The sequence below is a fragment of the Paracoccus seriniphilus genome (assembly GCF_028553745.1).
In the GTDB taxonomy this organism is placed as follows: Bacteria; Pseudomonadota; Alphaproteobacteria; order Rhodobacterales; family Rhodobacteraceae; genus Paracoccus; species Paracoccus seriniphilus.
The window spans coordinates 482,780-504,329 of record NZ_CP067129.1 but is presented as its reverse complement, the minus strand read 5'-3'; the positions used below and the strand labels follow the sequence as shown (position 1 = coordinate 504,329).

Below are 21,550 nucleotides of genomic sequence, written 5' to 3'. Positions count from 1 at the left end.
CGCGAGCTGGGCCGCAACTAAGGCCTTGATCCACAGTTCGACCTTATCTGCACAAGTCGGGGGTGCCGCGCCGCACTGCGGAAACCGATTTTGCCTGTTTTTTGACCTGAATCGGGCCGATATGCGAAGATGGAAGGCAGAGTCGCATCGGTCACAGACTCATTTCAAGGCATGTCGCCCGTCGCTTGGGCAATCACTCGACCGCGCCAGCCATATACGTAACACCGCCTATGGCGGATCACGGATTGGTCAGCCCAATTCCCACGACCTGATTCTTCCTGTATGGTGACCGCCAAATTGGCCAGTAAAACCGGCCCGGCAGAGACGCAGGCATCCTTGGAATGAAACGACCCACCGGCACCCCGAAGCGCACGGGCCGCAGCCCCGTTGCCGAAAAACGCAACAAACCCAAACCGAACCCGAAGCCCGGGGTCAAACGGCACAAGACACGCAAGGCACGGCGCGGGAATGTCGTCATACGCACGATCACCGGCACGGTCTCGCTGATCTGGCGGGTGATCTGGGGATCGTTCTGGCGGCTGGGCATGGTCTTCACCCTGATCATCGCGGCAGCCACGGCCTATTATTACAGCGGCCTGCCAGAACCCGAAGAGCTGTTTGACGCACGCGCACGCGGCTCGGTCACGATGCTGGATCGCGACGGGCGCGTTTTCGCATGGCGGGGGGAAACCTTTGGGACCGTCACCAGCGACAAGATCGCGCCGGTCTTGCGCGAAGCGGTGATCGCCACCGAGGACCGCCGCTTCTATCGCCATTTCGGCGTCAGCCCGCGCGGCATTGCCGGGGCCATCAAGATCAACCTCGCCGAAGGTCGTGGCCCGCTGGAAGGCAATGGCGGTTCGACCATCACCCAGCAGGTTGCCAAGCTGCTGTGCCTGGGTGACACCTTTGACCCGATCCGCTGGAAGAATGAGGCCGAGTTCGAGGCCGATTGCCGGGTCGGCAGCATCTGGCGCAAGGTGAAAGAGGTTCCCTTCGCCTTCGCGCTGGAGGCCAAATATTCCAAGGACGATATTCTCAACATCTACATGAACCGGTCCTATCTGGGGGCCGGTGCCCGTGGCTTCGAGGCCGCCAGCCAGCGCTATTTCAACAAGCCTGCCACCGATGTGACCCCGGCCGAGGCCGCGATGCTGGCTGGTTTGCTGAAAGCGCCAAGCTATTTCGCACCGACGGCGAATCTGCAGCGCAGCCAGAACCGGGCCAGTGTCATTCTGGATCTGATGCATGAACAGCATTATCTGGACGATGAGGAATATCAGACGGCCAAGGCGCATCCCGCGGTTCTGTCCAAGGCAGCCTCGGCCCGCGCGGGGGGGTATTTCGCGGATTGGGTCATGGAAACCGGCCCCGGCTTCCTGACCAGCGAAACCACCGAGGATGTGACGATCAAGACCACCTTCGATCAACGCATCCAGCGCGCGGCCGAACGCGCCATGAAGAACATCTTTGCCGAAAAGGTGAAGGAAGGCAGCAAGGCGCAGGCCGCCGTCGTCGTCATGTCCGCCGATGGTGCCGTGCGCGCCATGATCGGCGGACGGGACACGACGGTGAATGGTGCCTTCAACCGCGCGGTGCAGGCCAAACGGCAAACCGGGTCCAGCTTCAAGCCATTCGTCTATGCCGCCGCGCTGGAAGCCGGATATCAGCCCAATGACATCGTGCAGGACGGACCGCTGACGATCCGCATTCCCGGCAGCAAGCCCTGGTCACCGCAGAACTACAGCCGCCGCTTCTATGGTCCCGTCACGCTGACGGAAGCCCTGAAGCGTTCGCTGAACACCGCCACGATCCGCCTGCAAGAGGCCGTGGGCCGCGATGCGGTTCGCCGCATTGCCCATGATTTCGGGATCGTCAGCAATCTGACCACCAGCCCGTCGCTGGGGCTGGGTGCCTCCGAGGCCACCCTGCTGGAGCTGACCGGCGCCTATGCCGGGATCCGCAATGGCGGCACATCGGTCGCGCCCTATGGCCTTGTCGAATTGAAGATCAAGGGCGACGATCAGCCTCTCATGGGGCAGATGGGCGGCCTGGGCGAGCGCGTCATCAGCCAGCGGGCCGCAGGCCAGCTGATCTACATGATGCAGCAGGTCATCAGCAGCGGGACCGGGCGCCGCGCACAGTTGAGCGACCGTCCGGCCGCGGGCAAGACCGGCACGACCAGCAGCTATCGCGACGCATGGTTCGTGGGCTTCACCGAACAATATGTTGTCGGCGTCTGGATGGGCTATGATGACAACACCCCGCTGACCGGCGTGACCGGCGGGGGTCTGCCTGCCGAGATCTGGAAGGCAGTCATGACCGAAATTCACGAAGGATTGCCGGTCCTGCCATTGTCCACGGTGTCACCCGATGGCAGCGGCATCATCCTGTCCAGCGGCGATGGCACGCCGCAGGTGGTAACCTCCGGATCGGCCGACGATCCGCTTGCCGCCGCACTGGCCGGAGTGATGAATGGCGTGCAGAATCAGCAACAGGGCGGGCGCGTCATCACCGCACCGACCGAGATCCAGGGTCAGGCCCCGCAGACACCGGGCAACAGCAATGGCGCCAGTTCGGATGATGCCCTGAGCCGGGCATTGAACGGAATTCTGGGCGGCAACTGAAACGCCGCCCGCCACATCGACAGAAATGACAGGGGCCGGCCTAGCCGGCCCTTTTCAGTTCTTCGGTCAGGGCTGCGACATCCCCCTTGCGCCGGGCCAGCATCGCAGCCATTTCCGCGCGCTCGCTGGCCAGCATGTTCACGCCCTCGATGATCAGGTTGAAGAACAGCACCTGTCCCGATTTGTCCGAGACATGCCATTCGATCGCCATCGGCGCGCGCCCGTTCAGATAGGCCACGGCGTCCACGGCGTAATAGCTTTTCAACGGGCGCGCGCCTTCGACCTTGATCTGCGAGCCAATGAATTCACGGAAGCGCTTGCCGTATTTTCGCCCGATATACCCCTGAAAGGCGGCCTTATACGACGCGAACTGCGCGGCGCTGACCTGACGGGCAGCCGGGCCCAGAACGCTGCGGGCTATGATGTTCACATCCGCATAGCGGGCAAAGACCCTTTCGAAATGCTGATACATCTGCGCCGGAGGCTGGCCCGAATTGATGATCGCAAAGACGTCATCAACGGCATTCTGAATCAGGCTGCGCGCCGAATCCGCGGTCATTGCCGCTGCAGGCCGTGCGCCCAGGGCCACGGCCGCCCCGGTCAGGAGCAGCATGTGACGCCGGTCAATCCGCATAGGGATCAATGAATCCGGCGTCTTGCTCCGGCTCGGCATAGAGGTCGTCATATGGGTCAAACTCGGCTCCCTTTTCTCCGACATCGTGACGGCGGTGCATCAGATAGATCAGCCGCGTCTGGGCATAGCTATCCGCACTCTGCTGCAGGACGCTATCCATTGAATCGCTGAAACGTGCCCGATCCCCGACTTTCGCACCGATCCGCAAGGCATATTCAGCCGCGATCTGCGGTCCCGTCAGAATATGGACCAGAGGATCCAGCACAAGGTCGATCACCTTGCCCGCGCTGTCACGCTGGGTGGATGGCCCCAGCACGGGCAGTTCCAGATAGGCGCCTTCGGGAACGCCCCAGACCGCCAGGGTTTCCCCGAAATCGGTGTCTGTCTCATTCAGGCCCAGCTTGCGCCCCGCCGGATCGAACATCCCCGCGATCCCGATGGTAGTGTTCACGATGAAGCGGGACAGGTTTCTGGCGGCCGGGGCGGGACGACCTTGCAGCAGGTTGTTCACGACCTTGCCGGGCAAGGACAGATTGGCACCCATGTTGATCACCAGATCCGCTGGCTGCATCTGCCCGCCCTTCGGCGCAGTTTCCGCATCCGAATTTGCGTGCTTGTCCGATCCGCTCAGCCTTGCGGCCAGCGATTTGTTGAAGTCATGGGTCCGCCGGTTTTCCGCCTCATAGGGGTCGTTGATCAGGATTCCATCCTGCATCCGGGGCTGTTTCGCGCAGCCACTCATCCACAACGCGCATGACAGGAACACAGGTACCGCAAACAGAGAAATATGGCGCAAGGAAATTCCTAACCTTTTCGGAGTATTTCGAAGATGAGCCTCGCAAGTGCTGACAGTTGGCACGTAACATGGGAATAATGGTCCGAAGATGATGCGGCAAGCCCAGTGGCCGCATAGCGCAGGAACGGGATTCAGAATGAAAGCAGCACTGTCATGAACAAGGCGCCTCTTCCAAATGATGGCGACAAGGAATTGCGGCGGGCCCGTGCGGCGGGCCTGCATCTGTTCATCGCCGTCGGGCTGTTTTCGGCAATCGTGAACCTGCTGATGCTGACCGGACCGCTGTTCATGCTGCAGGTCTATGACCGGGTACTGGGATCGCGGTCGGTGGAAACCCTGACCGCCCTGTTCGTCCTGGTGGTCTTCCTGTTCCTGATGATGGGCGTGGTCGATCTGGCGCGCAACCGGGTGACACAACGCATCGCGGCACGCTTTCAGGACCGGATGGAGGGGCGCGTCTTTACCGCGGCCCTGCGCGAAGGGGCGATCAGCGGCGATGAATCCGCAGCGACCGCCAGCGGCATGCGGGATCTGGATTCGGTCCAGCGCTTTATCGGCTCTCCGGTGCTGCTGGCCATGTTCGACCTGCCATGGGCTCCGCTGTTCCTTGCTGCCGTCTTCATGTTCCACCCATTGCTGGGAGCCGTGGCAACGGCTGGCGGCCTTGTTCTAGTCGTCTCGACCATCGCCAACCGCCTGCTGACGCGACGCCCCTTGCAGAATTCGGCCCTCGCCTCGGCCCAGGCGCAGCGAATGGCGGATCTCTATCGCGACGAAGGCGAAGTGATCGGAGCCCTGGGCATGCGCAGCGCGACCTTTGCGCGCTGGAGGCGCGCGCGCGGCGAAGCCCAGGAAAACGCCGTGCGCGGTGCCGATACCTCGGCCAGCTTCACAGTCTTTTCGCGCAGCTTCCGCCTGTTTCTTCAAAGCGCGATGCTGGCCACCGGTGCGCTGCTGGTTCTACGTCAGGAGGTCACGCCCGGTGCGATGATTGCCAGTTCGATCATGATGGGCCGTGCTCTTGCTCCGGTCGAGCAACTGGTCGGCGGCTGGGCGCTGGCGCAGGCAGCGCAGGACGGCTGGGAACGTTTGTCCCGCCTGCTGACCCGACAGCCGCCGCCGGCGGCCAAGACCCCGCTGCCGCGCCCCGAGGCCCGTCTGGATGTCCGGCAATTGTCGGTCGCCCCGCCGGGACAGGGAATCGCCACCCTGCGCGGCGTCAGCTTTTCGGTTGCCCCCGGTCAGGCCATGGGCGTGATCGGACCTTCTGGTGCCGGGAAATCCACTCTTGCCAGGGCATTGATCGGGGCATGGCCCGTCGGAGCCGGGTCAATCCGACTGGGCGGCGCGACGCTGGATCAATATGATCCGGATGTTCTGGGCTCACTGATTGGCTATCTGCCTCAGCAGGTCACCCTGTTTGACGGCACGATTGCCGAAAATATTGCCCGCCTCGCCCCTGACCCCGACCCCGAGCGTGTCGTGCGCGCCGCAAGGGCGGCCGCCGCGCATCAGATGATTCTGGATCTTCCAAAGGGCTATGACACGCTGATCAGCCAGACATCCGGCAGGTTGTCCGGCGGACAGATCCAGCGGATCGGGCTGGCACGGGCGCTTTATCCAGACCCGCTCCTGCTGGTTCTGGATGAGCCCAACTCGAATCTGGACAACCAGGGTTCCGAGGCGCTGAACGCCGCCATTCGCCGCGTGAAGGCGCAGCGCGGTGCAGTCATCATCATGGCCCACCGCCCCGCCGCCATCAACGAATGCGAATTGCTGCTGGTCATGGAACAGGGTGTGCGCCGCGCATTCGGACCCCGCGATCAGGTTCTGCAGGAAATGGTGCAGAACTCGGCCCAGATCAAGAAAGCGCAAGAGGCCGGCCGCAGCGGAGGCGTAGCATGACCCAGGACCCCATCAAAGACGGCCAGCCCCGCGATACTCAACACCCGGTCACCCCGTCACCCACGCCGGCCAGTCCGGGCAAGGCAGCAGATGCCGCGACCGATCCCGACAAGGCCGCGCAATCGGTCCTGCAGCGACGCGCCCAGAGTCGTGGCACCCGGGTTGCCCCGCCTGCGCCGCCCCCGCCACCCCAGCCCATCACACCGCCCGATGCCGACCGCTGGCCGGTGCGCGGTTCGGTGATGCTGGGTCTGGTCGCGGTGTTGGTCCTGCTGGGCGGATTCGGACTATGGGCCTCGCAAAGCCGTATCTCCGGCGCGGTCATCGCCCAGGGACAGGTCGAGGTCGAGCAGCGCCGGCAGGTGGTTCAGCATCCCGATGGTGGCGTGGTCGAGGAAATCGCCGTGACCGAGGGCGAATCCGTCGAGGCCGGCGATCTGCTGATCAGGCTGGACGGAACCCTGCTGTCGACGGAACTGGCCATCGTCGAAGGTCAGTATTTCGAAATACTCGCCCGGCGCGGTAGGCTCGAGGCCGAGCGCAGCGATTCGGCCGAAGTGAAGTTCCCCGAAGAACTGCAGAAATCCGCAGCCGACAACCCCGATCTGCAGGCCCTGATCGACGGTCAGCTCAGCCTGTTTCAGACGCGACGCGACACATTGCGCCAGTCACTGGAACAGCTGCAGAAGCAGTCCGAACAGGTCAGCTCGCAGGTGGACGGGATCGATGCACAGATCGACGCGCTGCATCGTCAGCGAGAGCTGATCGGCGAGGAACTGGAGGATCAGGAAACCCTGCTTGAACGCGGGTTGGCGCAGGCATCACGCGTTCTGGCGCTGCAACGCGAAGCGGTGCGGCTGGACGGCCAGTTGGGCGAATTGCAGGCCAGCCGGGCCGCCGCCGAAACACGTCAGATCGAACTGGACATCCAGAGACTGCAACTGGGATCGCAACGGCGCGAACAAGCCGAAACCGAGCTGCGCGATCTGGGCTATCGCGAGCTGGAACTGGCCGAACGCCGTCGCAGCCTTATCGAGCAGACAAACCGGCTGGACATTCGCGCTCCGGTCTCGGGAATCGTCTATGACCTGCAGGTCACAACCCCCCGTTCGGTTATCCGTTCGGCGGATCCGCTGATGTATCTTGTTCCCCAGGATCGACCTTTGGTCATCGGCGCGCGCCTTGCCACCATCAATGTCGATGAGGTCAGGATCGGGCAGCCCGTGGTGCTGCGCTTTTCCTCGTTCTCATCGCGTACCACGCCCGAGATCGACGGCGCTCTGGCACGGGTCTCGGCAGATGCCCTGACCGATGAGGCCACCGGAACCCCCTATTACCGCGCCGAGGTCACGATACCGCCCGACCAGCTGGAAAAACTGGGCGACCTGATCCTGATTCCGGGGATGCCGGTCGAGGTCTATATCCAGACCGGTGAACGCAGCCCGCTGGCCTATCTGCTCAAACCTCTGGCTGATTACTTCAACCGCGCCTTCCGGGAAAACTGAGCCCTGCCCGCTTCGGGGCGGGGTTCAGTGGATTGATATCCCAGCCTGAATCGGCAACCAGTCAAAGCTTGCAACCGGACCGCAGTTGTCGCAGCCTCGGCGGGCAACATGAGGGAGGGAGCGCCATGCTCAGAGCATTGTCCCGGCCTGCCACGCGGCTAATGGAGCGCTGGCTGCCGGATGCATTCATTTTCGTCATCATCCTGACACTGGTTGCCGCTGTCGCGGCGGTTTCATCCCAGGATGTCACGCCCGCGGCGCTGATCGGCATGTGGGGTGACGGCTTCTGGTCGCTTCTGCAGTTTTCCATGCAGATGCTGCTGGTTCTGGTCACGGGCTTCATTCTGGCCAGTTCGCCACCTGTGCGCCGCCTTCTGGAATGGGTGGCCGGTTTTGCCACGACGCGGGGATCGGCGATCATCCTGGTCAGCGTGGTGTCCCTGGCCGCAAGCTGGCTGAACTGGGGCTTTGGCCTTGTCGTCGGCGCCATCTTCGCCAAGGAACTGGCCCGCAAGATTCGCGTCGACTATCGCTTGCTGGTAGCCGCGGCCTATTCGGGCTTTGTCATCTGGCACGGCGGATTGTCGGGTTCCATCCCGTTGACCATTGCGACAGAGGGGCATTTCACGGCCGATCAGATCGGGGTCATTCCGACATCCGAGACCATCTTTTCCTACTGGAACCTGATCATTGTCGCGCTGATCGTTATCGTTCTGCCCATTGCCAACCGCATGATGCTGCCGCTGGAATCAGAACAGGTGCTGGTGGATCCGAGCCTGCTCAACGAAGCCACCGCCCCAAAGGCGCGGCCTGAACATGCAACTCCGGCGGAATGGCTTGAAAACAGCCCGATCCTGATGTGGTTGATCGGCGTTCCCGGACTTGTCTGGCTGGCAACCTATTTCGCCGCAGGCGGCGGGTTGAACCTGAATGTCGTGAACTTCATGTTCCTGTTTCTGGGGATCATCTGCCACGGCACGGCCCGCAGTCTGCTGACGGCACTGGATCAGGCAGTGCGCGGCGGGGCAGGCATCGTCATCCAGTTCCCCTTCTATGCAGGAATCATGGCCATCATGACCGGCAGTGGGCTGGCCGCCAGCATGTCCGAATGGTTCGTGTCGATCTCGACCGCCAACAGCCTGCCGTTCTGGAGTTTCATCAGCGCCGGCATCGTCAATATCTTCGTGCCCTCGGGCGGCGGTCAATGGGCCGTGCAGGCCCCGGTCATGCTGCCCGCAGCCGAAGCTCTGGGGGCCGATATTCCGCGCGTCGTGATGGGGATCGCATGGGGCGATGCCTGGACGAACCTGCTGCAACCCTTCTGGGCGCTGCCGATGCTGGGCATCGCCGGGCTGAAGCCACGCGACATCATGGGCTTCTGCGTGGTCCTGTTGCTGGTTACCGGCGTGCTGATCGGCGGATTGCTGTATCTGCTCTGATCGGTCGACGCGGCACGGATCAATGGGGCAGGATCACTGCCCCCCTTTTCTTCTGGCCTATTTCTTGCGACGCCGCTTAGCCGCGCGCTTGACCTCGGCCAGACGCGCCTTGGTCGCATGGCGGCGCGGCGACATGCCGCGCTTGCCCTTGCGGCCGCCTCGCGGCATCGCGCTGCCTTCCAGTTCCAGCAGTTCCAGCGTCAGCCCACCGGTCACCGGGATCGCCTCGGCCAGCCGCACGGTCACCCGCTGACCGACCCCGATCTGGATGCCGGTATCCGCTCCGACCAGCGTCTGGGCATCAGCGTCGAAATGGAAATACTCGCGACCGATATCGCGGATCGGCAACAGGCCGTCGGCACCGGTCTCATCCAGTTTGATGAAAGCGCCAAAGCGCTGAATACCGCTGATACGTCCGGTCATTTCGCTGCCGACGCGGTCTGACAGATAGGCGGCCAGGTAACGGTCGGTGGTATCCCGTTCAGCCGCCATGCTGCGCCGTTCGGTTTCGCTGATATGAGTCGCGGTTTCAGCCATCCGCTCGATATCACCTTCGGACAGGCCATCCTTGCCCCAGCCATGGGCCGAGATCAGCGCGCGATGCACGATCAGGTCGGAATATCTGCGGATCGGCGAGGTGAAATGCGCATAGGATTTCAACGCCAGCCCGAAATGGCCGAAGTTTTCCGGGTGATAATAGGCCTGCGTCATCGACCGCAGGGTCGAGATGTTGATCAGTTCGTCGAAATCGGTGCCCTCGGCCTGGGCCAGCAGTCGGTTCAACTGGCTGGTATGCAGCACCTGCCCCTTGGCCAGCGCAAAGCCCGAGGCCTGCGCCACCTCACGCAGGGCCTCCATCTTGTCCTGGCTTGGCTCTTCATGGACCCGGAACAGCAGCGGTCGCTGACGACGGGCCAGTTCCTCGGCCGCGGCGACATTGGCCAGCACCATGAACTCCTCGATCAGCCGGTGGGCGTCAAAGCGTTCACGGAAGTTCACCGATTTGACCCGCCCGTCACGGGTCAGCTCGATCCGGCGCTCGGGCAGATCCAGATCCAGCGGCTGACGGCGTTCGCGCGCGGATTTCAGCAAGTCATAGGCATGCCAGAGCGGTTTGATGACGTCACCCATCAATGGCGCGGTCTGATTGTCTGGCGCGCCATCTGCCCCGGCCTGCGCCTGTTCATAGGACAGGCTGGCCCGGCTGTTCATCATGCCACGGTGAAAATCATGGCTGATCTTCTGACCATCGGGGCCAAGACGCATCCGCACGGCGATGACCGGGCGGTCGACCGCCTCGTGCAGCGAGCACAAATCCGCCGACAGGGCCTCGGGCAACATGGGCACGACGCGGTCGGGGAAATAGCTGGAATTGCCACGGGTCCAGGCCTCGCGGTCCAGAGCACTGCCGGGGCGCACGTAATAGGCGACATCGGCAATCGCCACCCAGATGGTCGCGCCGCCATCCTCTTCAACAAAGGCCGCGACAGCGTCATCGTGGTCGCGTGCATCGGAAGGGTCGATCGTGACCAGCGGCAGATCACGCAGATCCTCGCGGCCTTTCATCGTGGCCGCTTCGCGGGCTTCGGCCTCTTCGATGACCTTGGCGGGAAATTCATCGGGAATGCCATGCTGGTGAATGGCAATCAGGCTGACCGAACGCGGGGCCGAGGGATCGCCCAGTCTTTCAGTGATGCGGGCAACCGGCAGGCCCATCCGCCCCTTCGGGCCGATCTGCTCGGCCTGCACCAGTTCACCATTCTGGGCACCCATGGTCGCATCGGCACGCACTTTCCATTCGCGGTCCTGCCCCTTGTCGATGGGCATGATCCGCCCGCCTTCGCTTTCGGCGCGGAATATTCCGGTGATCTTCTGGGTCGAGGCGGTAATGCGGCGTATCAACCGGGCCTGATAATGGTGATCCTCGCCCGAGACTTCGGCCAGCCGCGCCAGAAAGCGCTCGCCGCGTCCAAGTGCAGGGTCGGTGCCGCGCGGCATGTACAGGATGCGCGGCATCGGCCCCTCGCCCCGCCATTCCAGCGGTTTGACGAACAGGTCGCCCGATCCGTCAGGGGCCAGCAATTCCACCACCGTCACGGGCGGCAGTTTCTCGGCATCCAGATAGTGGCGGCGGCGCCGCTCCAGCAGGCCGTCGGCCTCCAGTTCCTTCAGCAGGCGCTTCAGTTCGATCCGCTGCGCACCCTTGATCCCAAACGCCTTGGCAATGTCGCGCTTGGAATTGGCATCCGGATGCGCCTCGACCCATTCCATGATCTGCTGTTTGCTGGGAATCTGGGTCATCGGTTCATACCTAACAAGGATGGCCGTCACGCCCGGCCGGATACATCAAAGGTCGCGCGTCATGTCGCGATGCGGAATCCCCGCATCATCATAGATGGGGCCATGCGCGACAAAACCCAGCTTTTCATAGAAGCCAATCGCATGGGTCTGCGCCCCCAGCAAGGCCCGGCGCATCCCCGGACGGGCGCGCAACACATCCATCGCGGCTCGGATCAGGGCCGCGCCCACCCCGGTTCCGCGGGCCTCCTGCAGCACACAGACCCGTCCGATCTTGCCGGTATCGCCCTTTTCCAGAATCCGCGCGGTGCCAACGGCCCGGTCATCCTGCCATGCAAGCAGGTGAATCGCTTCACCATCCAGCCCGTCCCATTCCTCGGCCTCGGGAACCTTCTGTTCGATGATGAAGACCTGGCGACGCAGGTCACGGCAAATCTGCAGATCTGTGGTTTCTTCAATTCTCATGCAAAAAATCTTTCCAGAATGCGGCGATAGATCGATTGCAGTTGCTGGACCTGGGCGACGGGCACGCGTTCATCGACCTGATGCATGAAATGCCCGACCAGACCGAATTCGACCACGGGGCAGTGATCCTTGACGAAGCGCGCATCCGATGTCCCGCCCGAGGTCGAAAGCTCGGGCTGATGGCCGGTCTCCTGGGTGACCACATCGCGCACCAGATCGACGAATGCGCCGGGTTTGGTCAGGAAGGATTCCCCCGAGATATTCGCCGAGATCGACAGGCTGACCCCGGTTTCGGCCTCGATCGCGGCCGCGCGTTTTTCAAGGTCGGCGGTCAGCGATGCCCCGCTGTGCAGATCATTGAATCGGATATTGACCACCGCCGTCGCCGTGGCAGGAATGACATTCGAGGCCGGATTGCCGCAATCAATGCTGGTGATCTGCAGGCCCGAGGGATCGAAATGTTCGGTCCCTTCATCCAGCGGGCTGGCGATCAGATCATCCAGAAAACGGGTCAGCGCATGCAGGGGATTGCGGGCGCGATGCGGATAGGCGGCATGCCCCTGCAGCCCGGTGGCCTTGATGCGGAAGGTTACAGAGCCACGTCGGCCGATCTTCATCATCTCGCCCATGAAATCGGGGTTTGATGGCTCTCCGACAATGCAGACATCCATCCGCTCGTCATGTTCGGCCATCCAGTCCAGCAGCGCCCGCGTGCCGTCCTGCGCCGGTCCTTCCTCATCCCCGGTGATGGCCAGGATGATCGCACCATCGGGGGGCGTCGCGGTGACGAAATCGACAGCTGCAGCGGCAAAGGCGGCCACGCCGGACTTCATGTCGGTCGCGCCGCGCCCCCAGATGACACCCTCTTCAACCAGCCCGCTGAAGGGCGGATGGGTCCAGGCGGCGGGATCGCCGGCGGGGACGACATCCGTATGCCCGTTGAAGCCAAAGGTCCGTGCGCCTTTTGCGCCCCATCGCGCGAACAGATTCGGTGTGCCATTGCGATCAACGCGATGCACTTCGAAGCCTGCATCGGCCAGCACGCCCTCAAGCAGCGCCAGCGCGCCGCCCTCTTCCGGCGTGACAGAGGGGCATCGGATCAGTCGGGCGGTCAGGTCGGCTGCATCGGTCATAATGGGTCCAAAATCGTTGCTCTGTTGGCGCAGCCGTCATCGGTGTGCACTGCAATCTTTTCAAGGCCGAACCTGCACCAGCACCGTCCCGGCTGCAAGGCAGGCGGGCGGCATCCGGGGGCCTGCACCGCGCGGCCCGTGAACACCAAATTCCATGCGACATTATTGAACGAAACGTCGCGCCTTTGCGCATTATAGTTGCGCTGCAGTTGCGAAGTGGCTACCAATGCTGCAACGCCGCGAAAGGACGAATCGATGAAAGACATGCAGCATTTGGGTCAGGCCGTTCTGTCGGAAATTGAGGCGCTGCAAGCCCGCGCGATCGAGAACCTGCGCAAGAAGGTTGCCCCGCAGGGGAAACCTGATGCCGCCCTGATGGAAACACATCAGCATGCGGTGCACGCACTGTCCTGGCTTGCCACCTATGTCGAAGCGCTCAAGCAGCTGTCGCGCTGGTCCGAAAGGGTCAGCGGCGAGATGGAATCCCTGATCCTGCGCATCGGTTTTGGCGAATATCTGACGCAGATTTCCGGCGGCATCATGATGAGCCAGAATGAATTCGCGCGCCCGTCCGATCTGGAGGTCGAATGGCAACCCTCCGAGGCCGCCCGGGCACTGATGGCGGGGAACAACCCCGACACCCGCGCGAAGCTGGCCGGGATGATCGTCGGATCGCAGGGCAGCGCGACCTTCGGAAAATCGGGTCTGGACGAAGATCTGGAAATGATCCGCGACCAGTTCCGCCGTTGGGCCGACGACAAGGTCGTGCCCCATGCTCATGACTGGCATCTCAAGGACGAGCTGATCCCCATCGAGATCATTGATGAACTTGCCGAATTGGGCGTCTTTGGCCTGACCATCCCCGAGGAACAGGGCGGTCTGGGCATGTCCAAGGCGGCGATGGTGGTTGTCAGCGAGGAATTGTCGCGCGGCTATATCGGTGTCGGCAGTCTGGGCACCCGCAGCGAGATCGCCGCCGAACTGATCATCGGCGGCGGCACCGAGGATCAAAAGGCACATTGGCTGCCGAAACTCGCCAGCGGAGAAATCCTGCCCACGGCCGTCTTTACCGAACCCAATACGGGCAGCGATCTTGGCAGCCTGCGCACCCGCGCGGTCAGGGATGGCGACAACTGGAAGATCACGGGCAACAAGACCTGGATCACTCATGCGGCGCGCACCCATGTCATGACACTTCTGGCACGAACCGACCCCGACACGACGGATTATCGTGGCCTGTCGATGTTCATCGCTGAAAAGACGCCGGGCACCATGGAGGATCCCTTCCCCACACCGGGAATGACCGGCGGCGAGATCGAGGTTCTGGGCTATCGCGGCATGAAGGAATACGAACTTGGCTTCGATGGATTCGAGGTCAAGGGCGAGAACCTTCTGGGTGGCGTGACCGGCCAGGGCTTCAAGCAACTGATGCAGACCTTTGAATCCGCCCGCATCCAGACTGCGGCCCGCGCCATTGGCGTGGCCCAGAACGCGCTGGAACTGGGGCTGCAATATGCTCTGGACCGCAAGCAGTTCGGCAAGCCTCTGGTCGAATTCCCGCGCGTGGCCGACAAGCTGGCAATGATGGCCGTGGAAATCATGATCGCACGCCAGCTGACCTATTTCAGCGCATGGGAAAAGGATCACGGCCATCGCTGTGACCTGGAGGCCGGCATGGCCAAGCTGCTGGGCGCAAGGGTCGCATGGGCCTGCGCCGACAATGCATTGCAGATCCATGGCGGCAATGGCTTTGCGCTGGAATACCAGATCAGCCGGGTCCTGTGCGATGCCCGCATCCTGAACATTTTCGAAGGTGCGGCCGAAATCCAGGCACAGGTCATTGCGCGACGCCTGCTGGGCTGATCCGTCCATCCGGGGGATAGACTATCCCTGCAAAAGCGGGTTCACTATGATGTGAATTACCTGTTTGAAGGAGAATGTCCCATGCCCCGCCTGACCCCTGCCGGCCTTGGCGTCGCTGTCGCTGCCACCGCCGCAACGCTTGCTCTTGCTTCCTGCGGTCCGGCCCCGATCGAGACTGGCGGCATTCCGCAGGGCGAATATGTGCTGGTGGGCATGGATGGCGGCACCGTCCCGCTGCGCAATGTGACGCTCAGCCTTGCCGGCACACAGATCACGGGCCGCGGCCCCTGCAACAGCTTCAGCACCCAGAACAGCGCCACGCTGCCGGCACTGCAGCTGTCGCCGATTGCCTCGACCAGAATGTATTGCAAGGATGCGCCTTTGGAGGGCCGGTTCTTCTCGGTCCTGCAATCCGCCACCTCGATGGAATACTCGGGCGGCGTCCTGAAGGTCAAATCACCCGAGACATGGCTGATTCTGGAACGTGGCCATCGTGCAGATGAAGTTCAGGTCAGCGCTGTGGAGGCCGCGCGCGGCACCCAATAAGCCCTATTGCACCAGCAGACGCCGGATCAGACGGTTGCGGGCAGCGGGCAAGGGCCGTCCCACCAGTTCTGTGGCAAGTCGCTTCTCCAGAAAATGACCGGTGATGGCCAGCCCTTCGGCAAGGCCATTGCCCCGGTTGTCACCAACGCCACCCAGTATCGCCGGCAAGGGCAACAAGCGATCCGCCCATTCGCCCGCCCCGGCCCGGCTGACCGCACGCCCCGAACGCGGGCTGACATAGGCCAGGCCCTCGCTGGCGCCCGTGACGGCACAGCGCTCCAGATCCAGACCGAACCCCATATCCTCCAGCAACCGCATCTCCCAGGTCAGATAGACTTCGCCCCAGTCGCCGCCCGCATTCATCCGATCCAGCAGGATTTCGGTCAGGCCGGTCAGAACCGGATGAGGATCTCGCTCAGGCAGAGCAAAGATCATCAGCGCGCAAACCGCATTCAGCCCGGCCAGCCCCAACGGATCCAGCAACAGGGACGACCGGCTGCCACAGGGTTCGACCGCGAAATGCCCTAGCTGGTCGTCATTGCGCGCGCGCCAGCGCAGAGCCAACCGCGTTCCCGGTTGCAGCATCGCCGACCGCTTGCGCGAGGCTCCACCCGGCACCAGCCCCGCGCGGCGACCATATTCCATGGTCAGAACGTCGATGATGACGGCATTCTCGCCATGCGGTCGCTGCGCGAGAACGGTTCCTTCTGCCTGCCATTCCATCTGTCCGGATCAATCCCGTCCGTCAGGCAGCGTCAAGCCGCCGTCACCGTCCAGCGGCCAGAAGGGATTGGTCGCGATCTCCCAGACATGGCCGTCGGGATCGGAGAAATAGCCGGAGTATCCCCCCCAGAACACCGGCTGGGGCGTTTTCAGGCAGGTGGCTCCTGCATCCAGCGCCGCCTGGAAGGCTGCATCCGTCTGGGCCTTGTCCGGATAGTTCTGCGCCAACGTCATCGCCCCCGTTCCCAGATCTGCACCGGGCCGGCCCTGATCGCGGGCCAGATCTTCGCGCCCGAACAGCGCCAGAACGGCCCCGTTCATCTGGTAGAAGACAATGCCAGCCTGCGATGAGACATGCCGCCGCCAACCCCAGGCGGCATAGAACTCCTCAGCGCGGGCCAGATAGGCCACGCCAAGCGTGATCAATGTGACCCGCTGACGGGAAAGCGACATGGCACACCTCCGGCCCTGATCCTTGCAGGCTGCCACGCTGCGCAAAAAGGGGCAAGAGCGCGGCGCCCTGCCCCTTTTCACATCGGGAATGTCGTCAGATCAGTTGACGATGGCCCGCCCGTTCTGGGCGTGACGCATGGCCATCTGGCGCGCCTTGCGACCCGGAATGATCGGACGGATCGGATCTGCGGCCGGCATGTCGCGCAGTTCGGGAAACAGCGACAGGATTTCCTCGCGCGCCGCCGCGCCGACCGATTTCAGCGCCTGCGGACCGGTGAACAGCGACTCCGTCAGCGCGCCATTCGACCAGACCACCTGATGGCCATCGAAAAGGAAGTGGTAATAGATCACACGATCAATGTCCTGCGCCAGTTCGATCCCATCCAGCGCCAGAAGCTGTTTGGCGGCAACAAGGACTTCATCGGTGCCGAACATGCGTTGCGCGATCTTCGAGCGCACCAGCACGCGATGCTGTGGCGATACGGTCAGATCCTGCACGGGCAGCCCATCGCCCAATGCGCCAGCGCGAATGATCACCGGTCGCATGTTCGGAGCCTTGTTCAAATCGACCTCGGCATGGCCGATCCATTGAATTTCCTGCGCGCCATGATCGGCGGTCAGAACCATGTCGCCCCTGCTCAGCATTTCAATAGCCAACTCGCCCGAAGGGGTCGCGATCATTGTCCCCTTGGTAAAGCAGGCGAATTCGAGTTCTGGACGATTGACATTAAGCCCCGCATAGGTGTCGCCCAGCACCGAATCCAGGCGGACGGAAACGATGGCCGCCGATTCCAGCACGGCATTGCCGGCCGCACCAAGGGACGGCGCCAGAATCAATTCTCCGGTGGTCGATTGAAATACGGGAATTGCAGCCGTCTGGGTCGATCCGTCAAAAAAGGTGACCGTGACGGCATAGGCGGCAGCGCCGTCGAAATCATAGGTTTCGTTGACGCCATCGCCATCGAGGTCCGTTACAAATTGATCTGTCCCGTTAAAGTTGTTTTGATTTAGAACAGGAGTATCATTGATTGAATTGGTTTCAAAATAATCCTGCGCCTCGACCGTGATGATATGATTGTACAGCGGATCTGAGGCACTGCCGAATGTCTGACCCACGAATTGCGCGCTGTCGGCATTTTCAGCTAGATTATTGCCTTCTTGCGGGTCAATAGATTGGGAGATATTTCCCAGATAAATTCCATCCCAGGTTGTGGGCATAACAATACTCTCTCAACAGCGAACACGCGAAAACAACCCGCCAAAACGGGTAAAAACAAAACGGCCAGAGCATAAAATATCTGACCCACCCTCATTGAATAACAATCAACGAGAATGGCGCAAAGCTATCCAAAAGGACAAATTTAGAGACTATTGGTTATTGGATTCGGTGACTTGTCGGAGCCCGGCGCGCGCGACGGTTCACATTTGCCGTGCGCAGCAGGGAAACGGAATAGATCACCAGGGCGATCCAGATCAGCGGGAAGGCAATCATGCGCTCGGTGCCAAAGGGCTCGCCAAGTATGAATACCGCGCAAAGCAGGATCATGGTTGGCGCCAGATATTGCAGAAAACCGATTGTGGACAGTCGCAACAGTTTGGCACCATTGGCATAGAACAGCAGCGGAATAGCGGTGACCGGTCCGCAGCCCACCAGCATCAGGATATCGCGTGCGCTGCCATCGCCGAAACCGCCCTGTCCGGTCACGCCAAGCCAGATCAAATAGCCAGCCGCGAAGGGGGTCAGCAGCAGAACCTCCAGCGTGAAGCCCTGGTTCGGTCCCAGCGGCAGGCTTTTCTTGCAATAGGCGTAAAAGCCCCAGCTCAATGTCAGCGTCACCGCCACCAAGGGCAGCCGACCGGCCTGAACCGTCAGCACCACGACCGCCACAAAAGCCAGAAGAATCGCCAACATCTGCAAGCGCGACAACCGTTCCCCCAGCAGCATGGCCCCCAGTGTCACACTGAACAGCGGGTTGATGTAATAGCCAAGGGCGGCATCCAATGTGTGATCATGTCCCACCGCCCAGACATAGGTCAGCCAGTTGACGGAAATCAGCGCCGCCGTCAGCGCCGCCATGGCCAGCAAACGCGGATTGCGCAGGGCCGCCACAACATCATCCGAACGACGCTGCCAAAGCAGGACGGCCGCGGCTATCGGCAAGGACCAGATCACCCGATGGGCGATCACCTCGGGAGGCCGAATATCCGCCAATGCGTTCATGTAAAGCGGGAGCAGCCCCCAAATGCTATATGCGGCCAGCGCAAAGGCCAGACCACGCGGCGAATCAGATTGGGGAGAAACCGGCTTGTTCATGCCTATTGCATAGGCTGCAAAGTGACGCTGCGCCAGATGGCGCGATCACGCCAACCCGTCGCTGTCCAACAGGGTCTGACCGTCGCGACTCTCGATCTCGATGACCCACAGATCTGGGTCAAAGCCGCGCTGGCGCTGAACCGCCTGATCGATCTCGGCTTCGGGGCCCTGCTGGATCATCTTCCAGGGACGCGCCCCGGTTTCGAAGTCCCATTCACGGGAATAAAGCTGCGCGCTTCCGTCCAGAAGCGCGCATTTGACCAGAACCGCTCCTGCGGTCGCATCGCCGCGAGCCACGACATAGGCGGGAATATTGGCCAGCCCCAGCCGTGCCAGATAGGCCGACACCCAGATCCCCGCGGCAAGTCTTGCTTCGGGCATGGGCCTGCTCAGTTGTCGCCGTCGCGGAAGTTCAGCCCGATCTCGCCATAGCGTTCGGCTTCATTCTGCCAGTTCTCGCGTACGCGGACCTGCAGGAACAGATGAACGCGACGGCCCATGAATTCCTCGAGATCGACACGCGCGGCCTGGCCGACGGCCTTGATGGTCTCGCCGCCCTTGCCCAGCACGATGCCCTTGTGACCGGGACGGGACACATAGACGACCTGTTCGACCCGCGCCGAGCCGTCCTTGCGCTCTTCCCAGGCTTCGGTCTCGACCGTCAGCTGATAGGGGATCTCTTCATGCAGCCGCAGCGTCAGCTTTTCGCGCGTGACCTCGGCGGCGATCATCCGCATCGGCAAATCGGCGATCTGGTCCTCGGGGTAAAGCCAGGGCCCTTCAGGCAGGCTGTCGGCAAGCCATTTGCGCAGATCAGCGCAACCATACCCCTTTTCCGCCGAGACCATGAAGGTCTGTGCAAAGGGATAGGCCTCGTTCATTTGCCGTGACAGGGCCAGAAGCGCCTCTGAACGGGTGCGGTCGATCTTGTTGATGATCAGGGCAACCGAGGTCTTGTGGTCCAGTGACTCGAGCGATTCCAGAATCGCGCGCACACCATCTGTCAGCCCGCGATGCGCCTCGATCAGCAGCAGGATGATGTCGGCATCCGCAGCCCCACCCCATGCCGCCGCGACCATCGAGCGGTCCAGCCGGCGACGCGGGCGAAAGATGCCGGGCGTATCCACGAAAACCAGCTGGCTTTGGTCCTCGATGGCAATGCCGCGTATGCGGGCACGGGTGGTCTGCACCTTATGCGTGACAATGCTGACCTTTGCGCCGACCATCTGGTTCAGCAAGGTCGATTTTCCCGCATTGGGTTCGCCGATCAGGGCGATGAATCCGGCACGTGTCGGGGTATCGGTCATTTTCGGCCCTCCAGCCGCTCCAGCAATTGCCGAGCGGCGGCCTGTTCAATGCTGCGTTTGGTTCCGGCGCCCTGCGCCTCGGCGGTCTGGCCATTGGCCAGCCGGACGGTGATATGAAACACCGGTGCGTGATCCGGACCGCTGCGCGAGGTCTGTTCATAGACGGGGGGCGGCATGCCACTGGCCTGCGCCCATTCCTGCAAGGCGGTCTTGGGGTCGCGCGGATCCTCGTCGATGGAATTCAGCCGGTCCCGCCACAGGTTCAGCACGACCCGGCGCGCCGTGTCAAAGCCGGCATCCAGATAGACGGCGGCGATCACCGCCTCCATCCCATCTGCCAGCAGGGCATCCTTGCGCCGCCCACCCGACAGCATCTCGGAGCGGCCCAGCTTCAGCACATTGCCCAGCCCGATCTCGCGCGCCAGGGCGGCACAGGTCTCGCCCCTGACCAAGGCGTTATAGCGGGGCGCAAGCTGGCCTTCGCTGGCCTTCAGATCAGCATGAAACAGCGCTTCGGCCATGACCAGCCCCAGCACCCGGTCGCCAAGAAACTCCAGCCGCTGATTGTCCGGCCGCGTCGCCGAGGCGATCGAGCCATGGGTCAAGGCGCGGATCAGGAGTTCGGGGCGCGCGAATTCATGGCCCAGACGGGTCATGAAGGCGCGAATATCAGCAGATGGTGTCACTCGACTGCCTTGAAGAAACGATCAGGACGCCAGGTCCAGAAATACAACAAAGAGCGTCCCGCCGAGGAGAACATGATCCGGTCCGCGCGGCCGATCAGATATTTGGCCGGCACGAAGCCCAGACCGCCCACCTCCTGCGGGAAGCGCGAATCTTCGGAATTGTCGCGGTTGTCGCCCATGAAGAAATACTGACCTTCGGGAACGGTGAAGGTCGGCGTGTCATCGGCAACCCAGCCATCGACGATGTTCAGCACGTCATGGCTAACGCCATTGGGCAGGGTTTCGGTCGAACGCGGCTTGACGCATTCGCCCCCTTCGGCAACCGGATCATTGGAACAACGCGGAACCAGGCCTTGCGGGCCCTGTTGTTCCTTGATCTCGACGAAATCGCCAGCCGGATCGGTCTGCACCTCTTCCCCGTTCAGCCACAGCTTGCCGCCGCGCATCTGGATCGTGTCACCCGGCAGGCCGATCACCCGCTTGATGAAATCGACATTGCGTGTGGGGTGACGGAAGACGACTACATCGCCACGCTCGGGGTCGCGTCCCATGATGCGTTCCGAGATCGGGCACAGCGAAAAGGGACAGGACACTGCCGAATAGCCATAGGCCATCTTGTTGACGAAGAGGAAGTCTCCGATCAGCAGCGTGTCCTTCATGCTGCCCGAAGGAATCCAGAAAGGCTGGAAGAAAAGCGTCCGGAACACCCCGGCGATCAGCAAGGCCCAGAAAATCGTCTTGACGGTTTCCCAGATGCCTTCCTTCTTTTCGCCACCTTTCTTGCGCAGCGTGCTGTCGGCCATTCTGTCAGTCCTTCCGGTTTGTGGCGCTCTGGCCGCTAATTCCGCGTTCATGG

The 21,550-nt window shown here is 62.2% G+C and carries 19 protein-coding genes; 6 read left to right on the top strand and 13 right to left on the bottom strand.

Going from position 1 to position 21,550, the window contains the following annotated elements:
- The first annotated feature begins 341 nt into the window (after positions 1-341).
- On the top strand, positions 342-2,627 hold the full coding sequence (locus tag JHW44_RS02405) for a transglycosylase domain-containing protein (protein ID WP_089343732.1): 2,286 nt from the start codon (positions 342-344) through the stop codon (positions 2,625-2,627).
- Positions 2,628-2,667: 40 nt separating this feature from the next.
- On the opposite strand, the gene JHW44_RS02400 is transcribed toward JHW44_RS02405, so the two are convergent.
- Both JHW44_RS02400 and JHW44_RS02395 read right to left on the bottom strand, forming a co-directional pair.
- Complete coding sequence (locus JHW44_RS02400; protein WP_245846955.1) at positions 2,668-3,240, bottom strand: MlaC/ttg2D family ABC transporter substrate-binding protein; 573 nt, start codon at positions 3,238-3,240, stop codon at positions 2,668-2,670.
- A gap of 10 nt (positions 3,241-3,250) precedes the next feature.
- A complete protein-coding gene (locus JHW44_RS02395) occupies positions 3,251-3,976 on the bottom strand; it encodes an MlaA family lipoprotein (RefSeq protein ID WP_272850293.1) in 726 nt (241 codons plus the stop codon).
- A 234-nt stretch (positions 3,977-4,210) separates the two neighbouring features.
- On the opposite strand from JHW44_RS02395, the gene JHW44_RS02390 reads away from it, so the two are divergent.
- From JHW44_RS02390 to JHW44_RS02380, 3 genes are all read left to right on the top strand, one after another.
- Positions 4,211-5,962: a type I secretion system permease/ATPase gene (locus tag JHW44_RS02390; protein ID WP_089343735.1), complete on the top strand. Its 1,752-nt coding sequence runs from the start codon at positions 4,211-4,213 to the stop codon at positions 5,960-5,962.
- 242 nt (positions 5,963-6,204) lie between these two features.
- A complete protein-coding gene (locus JHW44_RS02385) occupies positions 6,205-7,467 on the top strand; it encodes an HlyD family type I secretion periplasmic adaptor subunit (protein WP_245846995.1) in 1,263 nt (420 codons plus the stop codon).
- Between the two features lie 125 nt (positions 7,468-7,592).
- Positions 7,593-8,906 carry a short-chain fatty acid transporter gene (locus JHW44_RS02380; RefSeq protein ID WP_089343737.1) on the top strand — a complete coding sequence of 438 codons (1,314 nt, stop codon included), beginning with the start codon at positions 7,593-7,595 and terminating at the stop codon, positions 8,904-8,906.
- A 57-nt stretch (positions 8,907-8,963) separates the two neighbouring features.
- On the opposite strand, the gene rnr is transcribed toward JHW44_RS02380, so the two are convergent.
- Genes rnr through dapE form a run of 3 tightly spaced genes read right to left on the bottom strand, consistent with a single transcriptional unit; the run spans position 8,964 to position 12,805 of the window.
- Positions 8,964-11,207 carry a ribonuclease R gene (rnr, locus tag JHW44_RS02375; protein WP_089343738.1) on the bottom strand — a complete coding sequence of 748 codons (2,244 nt, stop codon included), beginning with the start codon at positions 11,205-11,207 and terminating at the stop codon, positions 8,964-8,966.
- 45 nt (positions 11,208-11,252) lie between these two features.
- On the bottom strand, positions 11,253-11,669 hold the full coding sequence (locus JHW44_RS02370) for a GNAT family N-acetyltransferase (RefSeq protein ID WP_089343739.1): 417 nt from the start codon (positions 11,667-11,669) through the stop codon (positions 11,253-11,255).
- Positions 11,666-12,805 (bottom strand): succinyl-diaminopimelate desuccinylase, encoded by a 1,140-nt coding sequence (gene dapE / locus JHW44_RS02365; RefSeq protein ID WP_419182513.1) that lies wholly within the window; start codon positions 12,803-12,805, stop codon positions 11,666-11,668. The genes JHW44_RS02370 and dapE overlap by 4 nt, the downstream gene beginning before the upstream one ends.
- 252 nt (positions 12,806-13,057) lie before the next feature.
- Here dapE and JHW44_RS02360 point away from each other — a divergent pair, with 252 nt between their 5' ends.
- A complete protein-coding gene (locus tag JHW44_RS02360) occupies positions 13,058-14,665 on the top strand; it encodes an acyl-CoA dehydrogenase family protein (RefSeq protein WP_089343741.1) in 1,608 nt (535 codons plus the stop codon).
- Positions 14,666-14,746: 81 nt separating this feature from the next.
- Positions 14,747-15,211: an META domain-containing protein gene (locus tag JHW44_RS02355; protein WP_089343742.1), complete on the top strand. Its 465-nt coding sequence runs from the start codon at positions 14,747-14,749 to the stop codon at positions 15,209-15,211.
- A 3-nt stretch (positions 15,212-15,214) separates the two neighbouring features.
- Here the strand turns inward: JHW44_RS02355 and recO are convergent, their stop codons facing one another.
- The 8 genes from recO to lepB form a co-directional block, all read right to left on the bottom strand.
- The gene (gene recO / locus JHW44_RS02350) at positions 15,215-15,934 is read right to left on the bottom strand and encodes a DNA repair protein RecO (protein ID WP_089343743.1); all 720 of its coding nucleotides are present in this window, start codon (positions 15,932-15,934) and stop codon (positions 15,215-15,217) included.
- Positions 15,935-15,943: 9 nt separating this feature from the next.
- Positions 15,944-16,387: a VOC family protein gene (locus JHW44_RS02345; RefSeq protein WP_089343744.1), complete on the bottom strand. Its 444-nt coding sequence runs from the start codon at positions 16,385-16,387 to the stop codon at positions 15,944-15,946.
- A 99-nt stretch (positions 16,388-16,486) separates the two neighbouring features.
- Entirely contained in the window at positions 16,487-17,503 is a 1,017-nt protein-coding gene (locus JHW44_RS02340; protein WP_245846958.1) for a Hint domain-containing protein, read from the bottom strand.
- A 259-nt stretch (positions 17,504-17,762) separates the two neighbouring features.
- On the bottom strand, positions 17,763-18,701 hold the full coding sequence (rarD, locus tag JHW44_RS02335; RefSeq protein ID WP_089343746.1) for an EamA family transporter RarD: 939 nt from the start codon (positions 18,699-18,701) through the stop codon (positions 17,763-17,765).
- 45 nt (positions 18,702-18,746) lie between these two features.
- Positions 18,747-19,082: a DUF1491 family protein gene (locus JHW44_RS02330; protein WP_089343747.1), complete on the bottom strand. Its 336-nt coding sequence runs from the start codon at positions 19,080-19,082 to the stop codon at positions 18,747-18,749.
- An 8-nt stretch (positions 19,083-19,090) separates the two neighbouring features.
- Positions 19,091-20,008, bottom strand: coding sequence for a GTPase Era (gene era, locus JHW44_RS02325; protein ID WP_089343748.1), 918 nt, complete (start codon positions 20,006-20,008; stop codon positions 19,091-19,093).
- A complete protein-coding gene (gene rnc, locus JHW44_RS02320) occupies positions 20,005-20,694 on the bottom strand; it encodes a ribonuclease III (RefSeq protein ID WP_089343749.1) in 690 nt (229 codons plus the stop codon). The genes era and rnc overlap by 4 nt, the downstream gene beginning before the upstream one ends.
- Positions 20,691-21,497 carry a signal peptidase I gene (gene lepB / locus JHW44_RS02315; RefSeq protein ID WP_089343750.1) on the bottom strand — a complete coding sequence of 269 codons (807 nt, stop codon included), beginning with the start codon at positions 21,495-21,497 and terminating at the stop codon, positions 20,691-20,693. The genes rnc and lepB overlap by 4 nt, the downstream gene beginning before the upstream one ends.
- Positions 21,498-21,550 lie beyond the last annotated feature (53 nt).

Excerpts from the sequence above, each read along its gene's own strand:
- JHW44_RS02405 (WP_089343732.1), top strand. The coding sequence starts at position 342 with ATGAAACGACCCACCGGCACCCCGAAGCGCACGGGCCGCAGCCCCGTT.
- JHW44_RS02400 (WP_245846955.1), bottom strand. The coding sequence starts at position 3,240 with ATGCTGCTCCTGACCGGGGCGGCCGTGGCCCTGGGCGCACGGCCTGCA.
- JHW44_RS02395 (WP_272850293.1), bottom strand. The coding sequence starts at position 3,976 with ATGCAGGATGGAATCCTGATCAACGACCCCTATGAGGCGGAAAACCGG.
- JHW44_RS02390 (WP_089343735.1), top strand. The coding sequence starts at position 4,211 with ATGAACAAGGCGCCTCTTCCAAATGATGGCGACAAGGAATTGCGGCGG.
- JHW44_RS02385 (WP_245846995.1), top strand. The coding sequence starts at position 6,205 with ATGCTGGGTCTGGTCGCGGTGTTGGTCCTGCTGGGCGGATTCGGACTA.
- JHW44_RS02380 (WP_089343737.1), top strand. The coding sequence starts at position 7,593 with ATGCTCAGAGCATTGTCCCGGCCTGCCACGCGGCTAATGGAGCGCTGG.
- rnr (WP_089343738.1), bottom strand. The coding sequence starts at position 11,207 with ATGACCCAGATTCCCAGCAAACAGCAGATCATGGAATGGGTCGAGGCG.
- JHW44_RS02370 (WP_089343739.1), bottom strand. The coding sequence starts at position 11,669 with ATGAGAATTGAAGAAACCACAGATCTGCAGATTTGCCGTGACCTGCGT.
- JHW44_RS02360 (WP_089343741.1), top strand. The coding sequence starts at position 13,058 with ATGAAAGACATGCAGCATTTGGGTCAGGCCGTTCTGTCGGAAATTGAG.
- JHW44_RS02355 (WP_089343742.1), top strand. The coding sequence starts at position 14,747 with ATGCCCCGCCTGACCCCTGCCGGCCTTGGCGTCGCTGTCGCTGCCACC.
- recO (WP_089343743.1), bottom strand. The coding sequence starts at position 15,934 with ATGGAATGGCAGGCAGAAGGAACCGTTCTCGCGCAGCGACCGCATGGC.
- JHW44_RS02345 (WP_089343744.1), bottom strand. The coding sequence starts at position 16,387 with ATGTCGCTTTCCCGTCAGCGGGTCACATTGATCACGCTTGGCGTGGCC.
- rarD (WP_089343746.1), bottom strand. The coding sequence starts at position 18,701 with ATGAACAAGCCGGTTTCTCCCCAATCTGATTCGCCGCGTGGTCTGGCC.
- JHW44_RS02330 (WP_089343747.1), bottom strand. The coding sequence starts at position 19,082 with ATGCCCGAAGCAAGACTTGCCGCGGGGATCTGGGTGTCGGCCTATCTG.
- era (WP_089343748.1), bottom strand. The coding sequence starts at position 20,008 with ATGACCGATACCCCGACACGTGCCGGATTCATCGCCCTGATCGGCGAA.
- lepB (WP_089343750.1), bottom strand. The coding sequence starts at position 21,497 with ATGGCCGACAGCACGCTGCGCAAGAAAGGTGGCGAAAAGAAGGAAGGC.